The following is a 16,684-nucleotide window of genomic DNA, read 5'->3' on the forward strand; positions in this document are numbered from 1 at the left end:
TACAAAAAAAGGTAATCCTATTGGATTTTTCTCTATGCAAAACGTCATAAATTCTATTTAATTCGTTTTTTATGGACTGAAAAGCAGTTTATATTTAGGTGTAAATCGTTGTTTATAAGTGTTTTATTCTCTTTTTTATGTTATGATGTACTAGTTTAAAAGAAATGATATAATTTGTATTTAGACTGATTATTGATTTGTTTTGTACTCAAGTTTTACGGCGAGAGGTAAAACCATTCCTGGAAATCCCGCCATACTGGAGATAAAGAATTACAATGAGTAGATTTTATGTTATTATACTGTGTTTTTTGATGCAAATCGGTGGATGGGCGAGGGCACAGCAGAGAATCATTACGTTAAACAGTTCGTTGACCGAAACGATCTACGGACTGGGAATAGGTGAGCGCATGGTCGCTACCGATGTGACAAGTATATCGCCCAAAGCAGCGGCGGCCTTGCCGAGGGTAAGCAAGAACCGTTCGATATCGGCCGAAGGTTTATTATCTTTTAAGCCAAGCATCGTCATTGCAAATGAAGGTGATGTATCCAAAGCAGTCATTCATCAGATTCGCGCGGCTGGCGTGAAGTTTGTCTCCATTAAGCCCAGCTATTCTGTTTCGGGTGCGCTTCGTTACATCCAGGAGGTGGCAGATGCCGTCGGTGAATCTGCTGCCGGTAAAAGTCTGGTTTCACGAACAAAATTGAGCCTGGATCATACCATAGAATTGGTGAAAAAGGAAAACCAAGGTAAAGCAGCACCCAAAGTATTGTTTTTATATGCCCGTGGTACGGGTACCATGAGCGTGGCGGGTAAAGGCAGTAGTCTGGATGCGATGATTAATCTGGCTGGTGGTAAAAACGCCGTTCAGGAATTTTCGGATTTCAAACCCTATACTACTGAAGCGCTGGTGCAGGCCAATCCAGATATTGTGTTGCTATTTGATTTTGGCGCAAGTAGTCTTGGGGGGCAGGATGCTATCCTTAAATTGCCGGGTATGCGTATCACGAATGCGGGTAAAAACGAACGTATCTTGGTGATGAATGCCTCGCTGCTGGTCAATTTCAGTAATCGGTTGCCAGATGCAATCTTAGCATTGCACCGTGGATTTGGAAAAGTGATGGATTCAAAATAAAGCCAGTGCAAAAGAAACAGAAATTTATTCTAGTGGCTTTGGGCCTGGTATTGGGTGTCGTCAGTATTGTTGCCTTGGGGTTGGGGGCTTACCATATTCCACCCGCGGATATCTTAACAATGTTGATGCAAAAATTGCACTTGGGGAGTGCCGGAGTTGTGCATAATATGCAAGCAGATGTTCTTTTTGAGATTCGTATGCCGCGTCTTTTGCTTGGACTTTTGGTGGGGGCAGCATTGGGTATATCCGGTGCTGCGATCCAGGGTATATTCCGCAATCCCTTGGCGGAGCCCGGATTGATCGGGATTTCATCTGGAGCTTCCCTTTTTGCGGTACTGATCATTGCCTTTGAGACTTTTCTCTTTACCTCTTTGGCTGCTTGGATTGGCTATTATATATTGGCTTTTGGCGCTTTTGTGGGCGCTGGTTTGACCGCTTTTTTGGTTTACCGTATTGCCAGTAAAAATGGCCGCCCCAATGTGACGACGATGTTGTTGGCAGGTATTGCCATCAATGCCTTTGCGGGTGCGCTGACAGGTTTGATGACCTATATGTCTACAGAGCAACAGTTACGTACCATCACTTTTTGGATGCTGGGCAGTCTTGGTGGGGCTACTTGGGATAACTTAAGAGCTTTGGCGCCATTTATTTTGATCCCGCTGCTGATCTTGCCCTTATTTGGAAAGTCGCTGAATGCCTTTTCCCTTGGGGAGTTGCAGGCAGATCTTTTGGGTATGCGTACCGATCGCGTCAAACGCTGGGTGGTTGTTTTATCCACACTTGCTGTGGGAGCATCAGTTGCGGTATCGGGTATTATTGGTTTTGTCGGACTGATTGTTCCGCATACCGTTCGCTTGATGGGTGGAGCGGATCACCGATTTGTGCTTCCGGGTTCATTATTATTGGGGGCGCTGGTGCTGACGTTGGCAGACGTGATTGCACGGGTCGCTGTGGCACCCATCGAATTGCCCATCGGCGTGATTACAGCTTTACTGGGCACACCGGTATTCTTGTATATTTTAATCAAAGATAAATAGTCTTTTGACAGAGGCTTTAAAAATAATTGCATTATGCTACGTGTAGAGAAGATCAACTACGAAGTGAACGGACGAAAGCTTCGGAAGGATATTACCTTTCAGGTACGTAAAGGTGAAATTCTGGCAATCCTCGGAGCCAATGGCGCTGGTAAGTCGACGCTGATGGGGGTGCTTTGTGGTGAAAAGAAACCGGATTCGGGAGCTGTTCATCTCAATGGCAAGGCGCTGTCTGCATACGAACCTGCGGCTTTGGCCAAATGTAGGGCTTTGCTGAGCCAACAACAGCAGATGACATTGAGCTTTAACGTAGAAGAGATCGTGCTGATGGGTCGGTATCCGCATTATAGGAATACGCCCAAACAACAGGACTATAAAATCGTGGCCGAAACCATGGAACTTTGTGGAGTATCTGCCTTTGCTGAACGGGATTTTTTGAGCCTTTCCGGCGGTGAACAGCAGCGTGTTCATCTGGCACGTATCCTGGCGCAGATATGGGATAATCCAGATGCACTGTTGTTATTGGACGAACCTATTTCTGCATTGGATCTGCATTATCAGCAGAAAGTACTGGCCATTTCACGGGCACTTGCCCGAAAAGGATTTATGGTGGTGCTGATTGTGCATGACGTCAATTTTGCTGCCATGTATGCCGATCGAATTCTGATGCTCAAAAATGGCCGCAAGCTCTTTCATGGTACCCCAGTGGAAGTGTTGGCCCAAAAGGAGATCTATACGATCTTTTCGGTCGAGTCCAGTGTCATTATGAATCCAAGAACATTGAAACCTTATGTTCAGTTGGAGGAAATGGATATTGACTTGGATTAATCCTGTTATTTAGAAAGATTATAAATAATTTTAGAATACCATCTTATTTCGTTATTTTTAACTGCTTCAGGCTTATTTAGGATTTGTAATCATGTTGGTGAAAAGTAAAATAGTAGAGTTGGCAGATTGGCTTTTTGAAGAAGAAATTCCGGATGGCTATGTTCCCGACAAACCTTTGGTCGAAAATAGGATATCCATATCCAAAGATCCGGTCCATATGGAGAATTTTCAGCTATCGACTTCAGGATTGTTTATCTTGCATTCGAAAATGCAGTTTGATCGGCCAGTGCAGGTTCTTACGGAGATCGAGGGCGAGACCATAACCAGCCAGTTTATTTTCTTTAAGCCGACGGATAGCAAATTGCCTTACGGCATGAGCCGGCATAATATACGCTACATTCCCTCGGTCAAATCCATCCATGAAGTGGAACCCGGTATTGAGTATACTTATTTTATAGCCGTTATTTCCAAAGAGTATTACCTCAATCTGATCAAACGCGATTCGTTATTGCATCAGCAATTTGTGCACGAGATCGAAAAAGGCGAATACGTTTCCTTCTCCGAAGAAGATCTGATGGCGACCTATGAGATGCAGCATACCATAAGCGAGCTGATTGAATCCAAAAAAAAGGGCGAAATCCGCAGGCTTCATACCGAGTCGCGTATTGTTGAGCTGCTGATGTATCAGTTTGAGCAATATAATGAGAAAACTGAAAGCAATGATTCGCTCTTTCATGAGGAGGATGTGCAAAGGTTGGAGATGGCACGGCAGATTCTTGAACAGCGTATTGCCAATCCACCGACGCAAAAAGAACTGGCCGCGGAGGTGCTAACCAGTGAAAGTAAATTGCGTAAGGACTTTAAGGAATATTTTTCAGTGACCATTCACGACTACCTTACACGGGTGCGCATGGAAAAAGCCAAAAGTTATCTGCTCGAAGATAAAATGACCGTCTATGAAGTGGCCTTGTTGACGGGCTATGGTCACCAGAATAATTTTAGCAGTGCTTTTAAAAAATATTACGGAATCTCTCCCGGGGAGCTCAAGATGTAATATAAACTGCTGCTTGGATTAGTTTCTTCTGATCGGGAAGATATGATCGTCCGAAATAGCATAACTTTGATATAGGGAAGACAGGTCTTTGCTGTCCAATCCCGTAAAAGTACTAAAAGCGGGAAGGATAATCTGATGAGTAGATACCAGAAAACAGGGTAGGCGAACCTTCCGTTTCGGTGGAATAACCAGGCTGATACCCGGATGGATATGGCCACTAATCCGAAATGAAGAGGAATCTGCTGCATCAGCGGGGTGGTGTTTAAATTGGATCTGTTGCATTTCGAAAACTTCTTTATGATGCTCTATACCGAAGCGAATGCCCATTTGTTGCGATAGGCGGTCGTGATTGCCTTTGACAAGATGAAGGTGGAGCTCAGGGTGGCGTTGTCTGAATGATTCCAGTAAAAGTACTTCCTGATTGATGCCGGCATGAATGAGATCGCCGACAACGATGACTTGCTTAGCTTGATAGAACGCTATTAGGGATTCTAATCGAGTAAGGTCCGTTATGGCGGTATCCATCGGGATAGCAATGCCATGCTTCCTGAAATGTGCCGCTTTGCCCAGATGCAGGTCAGATAAGATTAACGTTTTTTGGTCTTTCCAGTATATAGAGCGTTGTGTGTTAAGGGTTAATTCCTGTTTATTGAATGTAATTGTTTGTTCTCCGATTTTCATTTTCTGCGCTTCTTTTTTTGAGCATTGGTCTTTTCCATGCGTTGAATCCGTTCAATCAAGGCTTCGCTCGACAGGGATTGCCGGAGGCTATCCACTTTTATCGGAAAGCTCAATGGCGTATACTCTTCGACAAAGGTATAACGTATTTTGCTCTGATTGATCCTTTCGAATGCATTTATTAACCGATGTTCTTCCAGTTGCTGGTTGAATACTTCGGTAAAAGCCTGTTTGAGCAAAAGATTAGTGGGATCGTGTTCCATTAATACACGAAAAATAATCCCTGATGAGGCCTGCAACGATTTGTTGTTTTGCTGGGTGCCGGGATAGTTTTGGACAACCAGCCCCGAAATGACGGCGATATCCCTAAATTTGCGGCTGGCCATTTCTGCAGAGTTAATACTACTGATCACATCTTCCATCAAATTGCTGCGGCTCAATACCTGTTCGAGCTGCATTTGACTGAGCTGAATTTCCTTATCGGAATAGAGTTCGAAGCCATAGTCGTTCATGGCCATGGAAAAGCTGATCGGGTACAACTTGCTGATGCGGTAGGCGACAAGCGCTGCCATGACTTCATGGATCAATCGGCCTTCCAAGGGGTAGAAAAATAGATGATGGCCTTCCCTGGTTTTGATATGTTCGACGAGGAATTCCGCTTCACTTGGCACGGCTGAAAGTTCAGCCTGTTTTTCGATCAGTGGCGCCAGGAAATGAAGCTCTTTTTCACTGGAAGGAGCGCTGGCTGCTGCAGCCAATTTTTTTCTCAGGAAATGGCTCAAATTGGACGATAAGGGAAGTCTGCCACCGAGCCAGCTCGGAGTAATGGCTTTACCCGACGAATTTCTTACGAATACGGTCATTTCCTTCACCATCACAAGTTCGAGTATCCGCCCCGCAAGGATAAAGCGTTCACCTTTTTTAAGTTTGCTAATAAAATATTCTTCGATCATGCCGATGTAGCCACCGGAGAGAAACTTAACGCGCATCATGGCATCACCGACAATGGCACCGATATTGAGTCTGTGAAGCAGTGCAAGACGGCGGTTTTTAATGATCCATTTGCCTTCTTCATCCTGGATAACCTTGTGAAATTCTTCGTAGCGTTTTCCAATTTTTCCACCCGCGGTAATAAAATACATGCACCATTGCCATTCTTCCGTTTCCATGTAGTGAAAGGCATGGGTACTGGCGACGATTGCATGCAGTTCTTCCGAACGAAATCCACCGCCCAAGGCGATGGTTACCATGAATTGAACAAGCACATCGAAGGTCTGAACCATGGGATCCCGGTTTTCGATCGTCTGCGTTTTTACGGCCTCCTTCAAGGCGGCGACCTCGATGAGCTCCAGGGAGTGTGTGGGAACGAAATAGATCGTGGAAGTTTCAAATGGACTATGTCCACTTCTTCCAGCACGTTGCATAAATCGAGCTACACCTTTGCTTGATCCAACCTGTACGACTGTATCCACGGGTTTGAAATCTACCCCTAAGTCCAAGGAAGAGGTTGATACGACCGCTTTAAGTTTGCCGCTGCTGAGATTGTCTTCGATCCATTCGCGGATATGCGCGTCAATGGAGCTGTGGTGCAAGGCGATTTGTCCGGCAAAATCGGGGTGAGCCTGCAACAGCAATTGGTACCACATCTCACTTTGGCTCCGTGTGTTGGTAAAGATAATGGTGCTTTTGCTGGCAAGTATAATCGGGACGACCTGATCTACGAGGTTGCCGCCGAGGTGCCCTGCCCAGGGAAGCAGTTCCACTGTGCTGGGGAATATCGGTTTGATGGCAATTTTCTTTTTCTCTTTGGCAATAATCTGGATACGTTTTATGGCTGTGGGGAGCAAAACATCCATTGCTTCATTGAGATTGCCGATGGTGGCTGTGATACCCCAGACGCGTAGGTTTTTTGTATATGCTTCCAAAAAGGAAAGTGCCAGTTCGACCATTATGCCCCTTTTGTTGCCCATGAGCTCGTGCCACTCGTCTACCGTCACACATCGGAGATTTTTAAAATATTTATCGCGTTGTTTTTGAGCAAGCAATAAGTGCAGGCTTTCTGGAGTAACAAGCAAAACGTCAGGCATGGAGCGGGTTTGCTGCGCTTTGATCTTGGGATCGGTGTCACCATTACGCACCTGTACGATCCAGTCGAGTCCAATTTCGTCTATTGCTGTTTGCATGGCCCGCGCAAGATCTTTGGCCAAGGAGCGTAGAGGTGTAATCCAGAGGAGCTTTAGGCCCTTTTGGTAATGTTCCGGATGATTGAGGAAGTCCATCAATACTGCCATAAATAGGGAGAAGGTCTTTCCAAACCCTGTGGGCGCGATAACCAGCCCGCTGTATCCTTGCGCATATTTTTCCCAGGCCCTGGTCTGGAAGCTAAAAGGGGTATTTCCCTGCGATTTGAAATAATCACTGATTATTCGAAAACCTTCACTATGTGCTATCTTTGCGTTCAATGTGTATGAAGCTATGCCTTATTGTATCAACTTTTTAATATCTTCAAGACTATCGATCTCTGCGGCGGTCTTGTCTTTTCGCCAGCGTAATATCCTCGGAAAACGTAGCGCTACACCAGATTTATGACGTTTGCTGTATCCAATGCCTTCAAAGGCAATTTCAAAAACTAGTTCAGGTTTAACGGTTCTTACTGGGCCGAATTTCTCTAATGAATTTTGTTTCACAAAGCGGCTAACTTCTAGAATTTCCTTGTCTGTAAGACCTGAATAGGCTTTTGCGATCGTTACAAGCTGATCATCATCCCTTATGGCAAAAGTATAATCGGTATAATGGGCACTTCGGCGGCCACTTCCTTTCTGTGCATAAATGAGGACAGCGTCTATGCTCATGGGGTTTACCTTCCATTTCCACCAGTCGCCTTTTTTGCGGCCGGCATGATAAGCGGAGTCCTTTTTCTTGAGCATTAGTCCTTCGCTGTTTACCTCGCGCGAGTTTGCCTGTATGTCTTGGAGGGCTGGCCAGTTTTGCACCTGTATTAAGGGGGAAAGCTGTAGCGTGTTGTCTGAGTTTGCGGCTGAAAGCTGTTCCAGTTGTGTGCGTCTGTATGCAAGAGGCTTATCGCGCAGATCGATACCATCCAGTTCGACAATATCATAAAGGTAGACTGAAATAGGTACTTCTTCACGCAGCGACTTTGGAATGGTCTTTCGGTTGATTCGTTTTTGCAGTTCAGAGAAGTTGAGGACACGGCCGTCTCTGACGGCGAGGATCTCACCGTCAAGCACAAAGCTTCCTTTCCATTGTTTGAGGGCTTCGGTAATTTCAGGGAACTGCGCTGTCACGAGTTCCTCTCCGCGAGACCAGATATGTATTTCATCTTCGCGCTTGATGAGTTGGCCGCGTATACCGTCCCATTTGTATTCGGCCTGCCATTCGGCTAGGGAGCCTAGCTCTTCGGGGCCCTTTTCTAAGGGATAGGCAAGGCAGAATGGATAAGGTTTGGAGCGGTTGGTATCGCTGTAAGCGCCATTGACGAGTTTGTCGAATTCTACCGCATGCGGATTCCATTCGCCCATGATACTATGCGCTACTGCGCTTGCTTCGCTGTTGGTGTACTGCGCAATTGTATTGATTAATCCCTTATCCGAAACACCTAACCTGAAGCTTCCGCCAAGCAGCTTATTGAAAATGAAACGCTCTACGGTATTTAGTGCATTCCAGGAACGAAGAACAAAAGCTTTTTTTTGGGCTATACTGTCATCCCGGATGGCAATGATCTCGTCCATCCATTCACTCAGACTTTTTTCGATCAGCTGTGACGGTGGTGGGAGCAGCAGCGACAAGGTCTCGGCCAGATCACCTACTGCAGCATACGATTCTATAAATAACCATTCGGGGATTCCTGTGATTTCCAAGGTCCATGTTTTGAGATCCTTGATCGCGATGCTGCGTTTTGGTCTTTTGCCAGTCATCAGGGCAAGAAACCAAAGTTTGTCTTTTTCGGAAGCCTGGTTGAAAAAGGTTAAAATAGCTTCTTTCTTCGAGTTGGTCTTATTGCTGCTGTCAAGCGCATGGATCAATGTAGCAAATTCTTTCATACGCTATTCTGTTGTTTGGGTTTGAGGGTCCTCTTCATCTCCGTATTGCGTCTTAACTTCTTCGGCCTCAATACCGATTTCATTCAGATATTTGGCAAATGTTGCCGTCTGTCCGTGTGTGACATATACTTTTTCGGCAGCACTACCACGTATCGCCTGCAATAAGCCCTGCCAGTCGGCATGATCGCTGATCGCAAAGCCGGCATCAGCGCTGCGCCATCGCCGTGCGCCACGGATTTGCATCCATCCGGAGCAGATCGCATGGGCGACATGCGGTATTTTCTGTAGAAGTTGACTGTCCAGCAAAGCGGGCGGCAGCAGCACAATTTGATTGTCAAGCTGCTTGAGCTCCGATTTTAAATCGGCGATGCGGTAATTTGGCAATTTTATACCTGCTTGACTATAGGCTTCGTTTAGCTTGGCAATACTGTAATTAACGTATACGGGACCCATCTCATGAACAGCATTGAGAATGCGCTGTGATTTTCCAAGCGAATAGCCAATAAACACGGAGGTTTTTTTGTTGTTTTGGTTGTTTTTAATCCAGGCTTGTAAGCGTTCATTTTGCTGTTCGACAGACTCCCAGCGGTAAATGGGGAGCCCAAATGTACTTTCCGTAATAAGCTCATGGCACTTTATAGGTTCAAAAGGCGTGGACAAGCCATCATTCTGAATCTTGTAATCACCCGTAAAAACCACAACTTTACCTTTATGTTCCAGGCGTATCTGTGCAGAGCCAATGATATGGCCAGCAGGATGTAAAGAGACTCTGACACCATTGATGTATATCGCTTCGTTGTAGGCAAGGCCCTGAACCTGGATGTCTGGACCTATGCGGCTGCGTAAGATATTGACTGTAAAATGATGACAGAGGTATTTCTTCATTCCCCAATGGGCATGATCTGCGTGACCATGAGAGATGACTGCCAAATCAACTGGCTGCCATGGATCAAGATAAAACTTGCCCGGAACACAGTAAATACCTTTTGATGTAAAACTTATCATTATTCATTAAAACAGGGTTTCGTGGACTAAAGTTTTACTTATTTGCTGTGTTTTCAATTTACTGTTGTCTTTGCGTATTTATGTTGGGGGTATTCAGTTAATTTTTTTAGATTTGTTAACCTTGATGCTAAGTTTTAATACACTATGATATTAATTGTCGATGATAATCCGGATAATATATACTCTTTACAAAAATTGCTGGAATCCAAGAATTTTAAAGTTGACACCGCTCAATCTGGGGAAGAAGCTTTAAAAAAGATCCTAAAAAATAATTATGCATTAATCATATTGGATGTTCAAATGCCGGATATGGACGGCTTTGAAGTCGCCGAAAATATTGCCGGATTTAGTAAGACAAAGGAAACACCGATCATATTTTTGTCTGCGGTCAATACAGATAAAAGATTTATTACGAAAGGCTATGACTCCGGTGGTTTGGATTATGTTACCAAACCTGTTGATCCCGATATTCTGATGTTGAAAGTCAAGACGTTTTATCGGCTTTATGAGCAAACGCAGGCATTGAAAGATGTTCAGCAGACGCTGGAGCTGGAAGTGGAAAGACGAAAGCAGGCGCAGCAGGAGCTTCGATCGAAAGTAGACTATTTGCATACGCTCTTGGAATCGCTTCCTCAAATTGCATTTACTTGTGACAAGAGCGGCAATATTGATTTTGTTAATGGCCGCTGGTTTCAATTTTCTGACGACGCCACTATTTTTCCGCAGACCTATCCTGGAGATCGGTCTATTGCTGCCGCGCTTCATGGTAGCCTTCAGTCAGGTGAACCTTTGGAGATGGAAGTTCGCTTAAAAAAGAGCATTTGCGGTGAATACTCGTACCAGTTGTTACGTGTATGGCCAATCCTGCAGAATAGCGAAAGTAACTGGATAGGGACTTTTACCGATATTGACGCACAGAAGCGGGCGGAAAAAGAGAAAGATGAATTTCTGAGCATTGCCAGTCATGAGTTGAAAACACCGTTGACAAGTATAAAGGCTTATATGCAGTTGCTTGACCGTAAGTTGAAATTGGAAGAGGAAAGTGCGGAAGCAAAGTATGTTCATCGGGTGCAAGGACAAATAGATAAACTCAACAGTCTTATATCGGATCTTTTAGATCTATCAAAAATTGATAACGGGAAGTTGCTTATCAATAAAAAAGTATTCTCACTTGAGCATATGGTGAAAAGTGCCGTCGACTCCATTGTTCAGACGCATGACCAAAGCAGCATGAAGCTTATTCGAACCGGTGATATCACAGCGGTACAAATATACGGTGATGAGATCCGTCTTGAGCAGGTATTGGTGAATTTCTTGACGAATGCATACAAATATGCTGCAGGTACAGAAAAAGTCATCGTTGATTGTACGGTTGTCGATGACGCCGTGAAGATCAGTGTAATCGACTTCGGAATAGGGATACCTGCGGAGAAGCAAGCCGATGTTTTTGAGAAATTTTATCGTGTGGAAGAAACGTCATTTGATTTCCAGGGACTCGGGATAGGCCTTTACATCTGCGCCGAAATTATACGAAGCCATCAGGGAACGATTGGTGTGGAGAGTTCGGGTGAGCGTGGTGCAACCTTCTATTTTACCTTACCATTAAATTAACTTAGGAATGCCAAATAGTAAGACAATCAGTAATCTAACGTGGGGGATCGGTTTTTCATTGGTCGTGCTGCTTATTAGTTCTACAGCATCCTACATTGGTATACGGGAACAAAATAGGCATCGCCAGGAGCTTGCGGTAACAAGAAAAATTATCAGCACTTCAACTAGTTTACTTGCTTCGTTACAAGGGGCTGAAACCGGAAACCGGGGCTTTCTTCTGACTGGGAAAGAAAGCTATTTAGAACCTTTTAATAATGCATTAGAAAGTTTGCCCAAAGAATTGCAGGAGATAGAAGCACTCACCAAGCAGGATCCGGTACAGAAGGTTCGGGTAGACAGTCTTGTAATTGCGGCAAAATGGCGGCTCGACATTTTAAAGCAATCAGTTGCAACGAAGAGAAAGGGTGGCGTGTTCGGCTTAGCGCAACTGGATGAGAGTAAAATGGCCATGGACAAGTGCCGCGCAATTATCAAGGATATTAATCAGTATGAGGAAGATAATATCGATAGGAAATCGGCTAATCTGGATAATTCTTCGTTTATTACAACCTTGTTTATTGTTATCAGTGCCTTGCTTTCCCTTATTATTACCAGCTATTTTTATTTCAGATTACGTGCCGACTTTTTAAAACGTGCAGCACTCGAGAAATCATTACGTGAGAAGGACGAAGGTATTTCTAGACGACTAAATTTGGTTCAGAAGATCACAAACCGGATCGCTTTGGGGGATTATGATGTCAAGGCAGAGGAGATCGGAGACGATGATCTCGGCGAAATTGCGAAAGCCGTCAATAGGATGTCCAAAGCGTTGAAAAAATCGTTTGAACAGCTAACAGATAATGATTGGCTTCATGCGGGCTATGCTAAACTTTACACGGGATTAATGGGGAATAAGAGCGAGCAAACAATTGCTGCGGATTCCATCAAAAGCCTTGTGGGTTATACCGGTGCTATCAGTGGTGCGATCTATATTTTTAACGATGACAAGTTGGAACTTTCTGGGACATACGGTTTGGATATGCAGACACAGCAGTATTTTTTACCAGGCGAAGGCTACATCGGACAGGTATTTGTGGACCGGGAATCTAAGATACTTCAAAACCTGCATGCTACGGATTACGTGGTTAGCTTTGCCAATGGAAAGATCCATGTGCAGCATATTATTTTTTTACCGATGCTGGTTGATGATCAAGTGCTGGGTGTATTGGAAGTTGGCCAAATGGAGAGTTTTACTGCGGTAGAACAAGTATTTTTGACTGAATGTGCCCGACAGATTGGTATTGCACTAGTTTCAGCAAAAGGAAGGGCGAAAATCCAGACATTGTTGGAGGAAACACAGGTACAGTCTGAAGAGCTATTAACGCAACATGCCGAGCTTGAAAGCCTAAATACTGAATTGGAGGCGCAGACATTGCGTTTGCAGTCTTCAGAGGAAGAGCTCAAAGTGCAACACGAGGAACTGATGCAGTCCAATCAAGAACTAGAGGAACGCTCACGATTGCTTGAAGATAAGAATTTGATGATTGCCGAACGAAATCAGGAAATTCAGCAGAAAGCAGAAGAATTGGCGCTGAGTACTAAATATAAATCTGAGTTTTTGGCTAATATGTCCCATGAACTCCGTACACCACTCAATTCGATATTGCTGCTATCTCGTTTGCTATCGGAGAATGTAGAGAAAAACTTAAATTCAGATCAGATTGAATCAGCTAAAGTCATTCAAAGTTCAGGGACGAGTTTGTTAACCTTGATCGATGAGATTTTGGACCTATCGAAAATTGAGTCCGGTAAAATGACCTTAGATTATGCGTCGTTGGATCTGCATGATATTTTGTCCGATTTGAATAGCCTGTTTTTACCCATTGTAAAGGAGAAGGGTTTGTCTTTTAAGACGACTGTCAGTGCTAAGATCGCACCTCGCTTTGAGGGCGATCGGCTTCGTATAGATCAGGTACTCCGTAATTTGATTTCAAATGCGATAAAATTTACCAAAGAAGGCGAAGTACGTCTGGAAATCTATGAAGATCCGAACGATAGTGACCGATTGGTATTTGCTGTAGTTGATTCGGGTATTGGTATACCACCTGAAAAGCAAAAAATTATTTTTGAGGCCTTCCAACAAGCTGATGGCTCAACGCGGAGGAAGTTTGGAGGTACTGGATTGGGGCTTTCCATTAGCCGCGAGATTGCGCGTCTACTCGGTGGAGAGATCAGGTTGGAAAGCGAAGTAGGCAAAGGCAGTACGTTTTTGTTCATTATTCCAAAGACTAAAGTTGAAGTCAAAGAAGCTTTGACCAAGGAGCAACAATTGGTTGAGGAGATATCTTCGGAAGTAGAAGAGGTGATTGAGATTGTTAAAGAAGATACCTATAATCCGGTCACAATTAGGGTCCCCGAGGAGATTCCAGATGATCGAGATACGGTTGCAGAGGGAGACAAGGTGATTTTGATTGTGGAGGATGATGTTAATTTTGCCAAGGCACTTTTGAAATATACACATACGCAAAACTATAAAGGCGTAGTTGTTGTTCGTGGTGACCATGCACTTCCAGCAGCACAGAAGTATCATCCAGTTGCTATTCTGCTCGATATTCAATTGCCAATTATGGATGGATGGGCTGTCATGGATCAATTGAAAGGTAATAAGGCTACGCGGCATATTCCAGTGCATATCATGTCTTCGCTTGAGGTGAAGAAAGAAAGTTTATTAAAAGGGGCGATCGATTTTATTAATAAACCTGTTGCGTTGGAACAAATGACTTCGGTATTCCAAAAAATTGAATCGGCATTAAGCCGTTCGCCGAAGAAGGTGCTTATTGTTGAAGAGAATCCAAAGCATGCAAGTGCATTGTCTTATTTTTTAAGTAGTTTTAATATATCACTTGAAGTAAAAGATAATGTTTCGGATAGTATCACTGCTTTACGTACAGCAGATGTGGATTGTGTGATTTTGGATATGGGTGTGCCTGACGAAATGGGATATCATACGTTGGAAGCCATCAAGCAGCATGAAGGACTGGAGAACCTGCCGATCATTATCTTTACAGGTAAGAATCTGTCCAAAGCTGAAGAATTGAAAATTAAAAAATATGCAGACTCCGTTGTTGTAAAGACGGCTCATTCTTATCAACGGATTTTGGATGAGGTCGGCTTATTTCTTCATTTGATTGAGGTTAATAATTCAGACGACGCAAGAAGGAAGAACAATGGACTTGGTGCGTTGACCGACGTGTTGAAGGGCAAGAGGGTCCTTGTTGCTGATGATGACGTCAGGAATATCTTCTCGATGACTAAAGCGTTGGAAAAATTTCAAGTGAAAGTAATTCCTGCAATGGACGGTAAGGAAGCGTTGGAAGTATTGACATCAGGAGAACCTATTGATATTGTATTGATGGACATGATGATGCCCGAGATGGATGGTTACGAAACTATTAAGAATATCAGACAACATGTAGATTATGCCAGACTACCAATCATCGCTGTTACGGCAAAGTCAATGATCGGGGACCGTGAAAAATGTATCCAGGCAGGCGCGTCGGACTACATCTCGAAGCCGGTGGATATTGATCAACTACTTTCTTTATTGCGTGTGTGGCTATATGAAAATTGAGGATGCAGGATTTATGGATCAGAATAAGGTAATATTAATTGTGGACGACGATCAACGCAATATTTTTGCATTGCGTTTGACGTTGAAAGCGAAGGGATATCAAGTGTTGAGCAGCACGAGTGCGAGCGAGGCTATCGAGATCTTGGAGACGAATAAAGGTGTAGCGCTGATATTGATGGATATGATGATGCCTGAAATCGATGGCTATGAGGCGATTCAGCTGATCCGAAATTCGAGTTTGCTGGGCAAAATTCCAGTTATTGCCGTGACAGCGCAGGCGATGAGTGGAGACCGGGAGAAATGCTTGGAAGCTGGAGCCCAGTCTTATGTCTCGAAGCCGATTGATGTTGATAAATTGATGGGTGAAATTGAACGGTTAATCTAAATGTTGGGCTATAGTATCATAAAAGACCATGAAATAGATATTTTGCTTGAAGATATCTATCGCGACTACGGGTATGATTTTTTGCAGTATAGCCGTGCATCGATGAAGCGGAGGATTAATCGGCTTATGACGAATGACCGTTTGGCAAGTTTTGCTGAACTTCGCTTTATGTTGAAGGACAACGCCGCATTTTTGCAGCACTTTGTTGAAGAGATTACTGTCAACTTAACCGAGATGTTTCGGGATCCCTTATTCTTTCGTCAACTGCGGGAGGAAATTTTGCCGCAATTGGGGACATACCCGTTGATCCGTGTATGGATTGCTGGATGCTCCACAGGAGAGGAAGCTTATTCGATGTCCATTTTGCTAAAAGAGGCTAATCTGTATCACAAGTCATTGATCTATGCAACGGATATTAATCCCCGGGTACTCGATATTGCCCGAAATGGTGTATATCCATTGAGCCAGATAAAATCTTTTTCCGAAAATTATATAGAATCTGGAGGAAAACAGGACTTTTCGAAATATTACACAGCAAATTATGAATGGGCAAAATTCGATGCCGATCTTAAGCAAAAAATGATTTTATCTACCCATAATCTGGTATCAGACACATCATTTAATAGCTTTCAATTAATCCTTTGTCGGAATGTGTTGATCTATTTTAATAAAGATTTGCAGGAGCGTGTTTTTAAATTATTTGACGCGAGTCTAGAAAATTTAGGATATTTGGCATTAGGTAGTAAAGAAACCATACGATTTTCAGGTATTCAGCATAACTTTACAGCTGTTGGGGATCAAAAGATTTGGAAAAAACTTTATACCTTATAGGGGATTGCAGGCAGGCATGAATCTTTTGTGCCTCATGTAAAACAATGACGGTATATATAAACTATTTTATATGAGTAAAACAAAAACTGTATTGATATTTGAGGACGATACCATTATTTTGGAGGTTATAACGGTTGTTTTGACTGATTTGGGGTTTCACGTTGAAGTTTCGGAAACTTCACATGATATTATCCAAAAGGTGGAATCTGCAGAGCCCGATCTTGTTTTAATGGATAACTGGATTCCAAACATAGGTGGGGTTGAAGCAACCAGATTGCTTAAATCAGATCAGCGTTTTAGCCATATTCCCGTAATTTACGTGTCGGCAAACAACGATATTCAATCCCTGGCAGATCGTGCCGGAGCGGATGATTTTCTATCTAAACCTTTTGATTTGGAAGATTTGGAAAATATTGTCAATAAATATATTGCATAGATCAATTTAAGGTTAGAC

At 43.6% G+C, this 16,684-nt stretch carries 13 protein-coding genes; 9 read left to right on the plus strand and 4 right to left on the minus strand.

The features are described 5' to 3' along the window. The first annotated feature begins 275 nt into the window (after window positions 1-275). The 4 genes from AAW12_RS23560 to AAW12_RS23575 all read left to right on the plus strand — a co-directional run bounded on the left by AAW12_RS23560 (window position 276) and on the right by AAW12_RS23575 (window position 4,049). Entirely contained in the window at window positions 276-1,133 is an 858-nt protein-coding gene (locus AAW12_RS23560; RefSeq protein WP_046676071.1) for a hemin ABC transporter substrate-binding protein, read from the plus strand. Window positions 1,134-1,138: 5 nt separating this feature from the next. Next, complete coding sequence (locus AAW12_RS23565) at window positions 1,139-2,170, plus strand: FecCD family ABC transporter permease (RefSeq protein ID WP_046676072.1); 1,032 nt, start codon at window positions 1,139-1,141, stop codon at window positions 2,168-2,170. 33 nt (window positions 2,171-2,203) lie between these two features. After that, the gene (locus tag AAW12_RS23570; RefSeq protein WP_046676073.1) at window positions 2,204-2,995 is read left to right on the plus strand and encodes a heme ABC transporter ATP-binding protein; all 792 of its coding nucleotides are present in this window, start codon (window positions 2,204-2,206) and stop codon (window positions 2,993-2,995) included. A 91-nt stretch (window positions 2,996-3,086) separates the two neighbouring features. After that, window positions 3,087-4,049 (plus strand): helix-turn-helix transcriptional regulator, encoded by a 963-nt coding sequence (locus AAW12_RS23575; RefSeq protein ID WP_046676074.1) that lies wholly within the window; start codon window positions 3,087-3,089, stop codon window positions 4,047-4,049. An 18-nt stretch (window positions 4,050-4,067) separates the two neighbouring features. On the opposite strand, the gene pdeM is transcribed toward AAW12_RS23575, so the two are convergent. The 4 genes from pdeM to AAW12_RS23595 are packed head-to-tail and all read right to left on the minus strand — an operon-like array spanning window position 4,068 to window position 9,793. Beyond that, window positions 4,068-4,730 carry a ligase-associated DNA damage response endonuclease PdeM gene (pdeM, locus tag AAW12_RS23580; RefSeq protein ID WP_046676075.1) on the minus strand — a complete coding sequence of 221 codons (663 nt, stop codon included), beginning with the start codon at window positions 4,728-4,730 and terminating at the stop codon, window positions 4,068-4,070. Further along, window positions 4,727-7,189 (minus strand): ligase-associated DNA damage response DEXH box helicase, encoded by a 2,463-nt coding sequence (locus AAW12_RS23585; protein WP_084823307.1) that lies wholly within the window; start codon window positions 7,187-7,189, stop codon window positions 4,727-4,729. The genes pdeM and AAW12_RS23585 overlap by 4 nt, the downstream gene beginning before the upstream one ends. An 18-nt stretch (window positions 7,190-7,207) precedes the next feature. After that, on the minus strand, window positions 7,208-8,788 hold the full coding sequence (locus tag AAW12_RS23590; protein ID WP_046676076.1) for an ATP-dependent DNA ligase: 1,581 nt from the start codon (window positions 8,786-8,788) through the stop codon (window positions 7,208-7,210). A gap of 3 nt (window positions 8,789-8,791) precedes the next feature. Then, window positions 8,792-9,793 (minus strand): ligase-associated DNA damage response exonuclease, encoded by a 1,002-nt coding sequence (locus tag AAW12_RS23595; protein ID WP_046676077.1) that lies wholly within the window; start codon window positions 9,791-9,793, stop codon window positions 8,792-8,794. Window positions 9,794-9,937: 144 nt separating this feature from the next. Between AAW12_RS23595 and AAW12_RS23600 the strand changes: the two genes are divergently transcribed. The 5 genes from AAW12_RS23600 (at window position 9,938) to AAW12_RS23620 (ending at window position 16,666) form a co-directional block, all read left to right on the plus strand. Beyond that, the gene (locus AAW12_RS23600) at window positions 9,938-11,404 is read left to right on the plus strand and encodes a response regulator (protein WP_046676078.1); all 1,467 of its coding nucleotides are present in this window, start codon (window positions 9,938-9,940) and stop codon (window positions 11,402-11,404) included. 7 nt (window positions 11,405-11,411) lie between these two features. Continuing rightward, window positions 11,412-15,014 (plus strand): response regulator, encoded by a 3,603-nt coding sequence (locus AAW12_RS23605; RefSeq protein ID WP_046676079.1) that lies wholly within the window; start codon window positions 11,412-11,414, stop codon window positions 15,012-15,014. Further along, complete coding sequence (locus tag AAW12_RS23610) at window positions 15,004-15,399, plus strand: response regulator (protein ID WP_231585344.1); 396 nt, start codon at window positions 15,004-15,006, stop codon at window positions 15,397-15,399. Before AAW12_RS23605 ends, AAW12_RS23610 begins: the two co-directional genes overlap by 11 nt. Further along, window positions 15,400-16,230 carry a CheR family methyltransferase gene (locus tag AAW12_RS23615; protein ID WP_046676080.1) on the plus strand — a complete coding sequence of 277 codons (831 nt, stop codon included), beginning with the start codon at window positions 15,400-15,402 and terminating at the stop codon, window positions 16,228-16,230. A 70-nt stretch (window positions 16,231-16,300) separates the two neighbouring features. Then, window positions 16,301-16,666, plus strand: a complete 366-nt coding sequence (locus AAW12_RS23620) for a response regulator (protein WP_046676081.1) — start codon at window positions 16,301-16,303, stop codon at window positions 16,664-16,666. The last annotated feature ends 18 nt before the right edge of the window (window positions 16,667-16,684 follow it).

The organism is Sphingobacterium sp. Ag1, assembly GCF_000988325.1.
Taxonomy (GTDB): domain Bacteria; phylum Bacteroidota; class Bacteroidia; order Sphingobacteriales; family Sphingobacteriaceae; genus Sphingobacterium.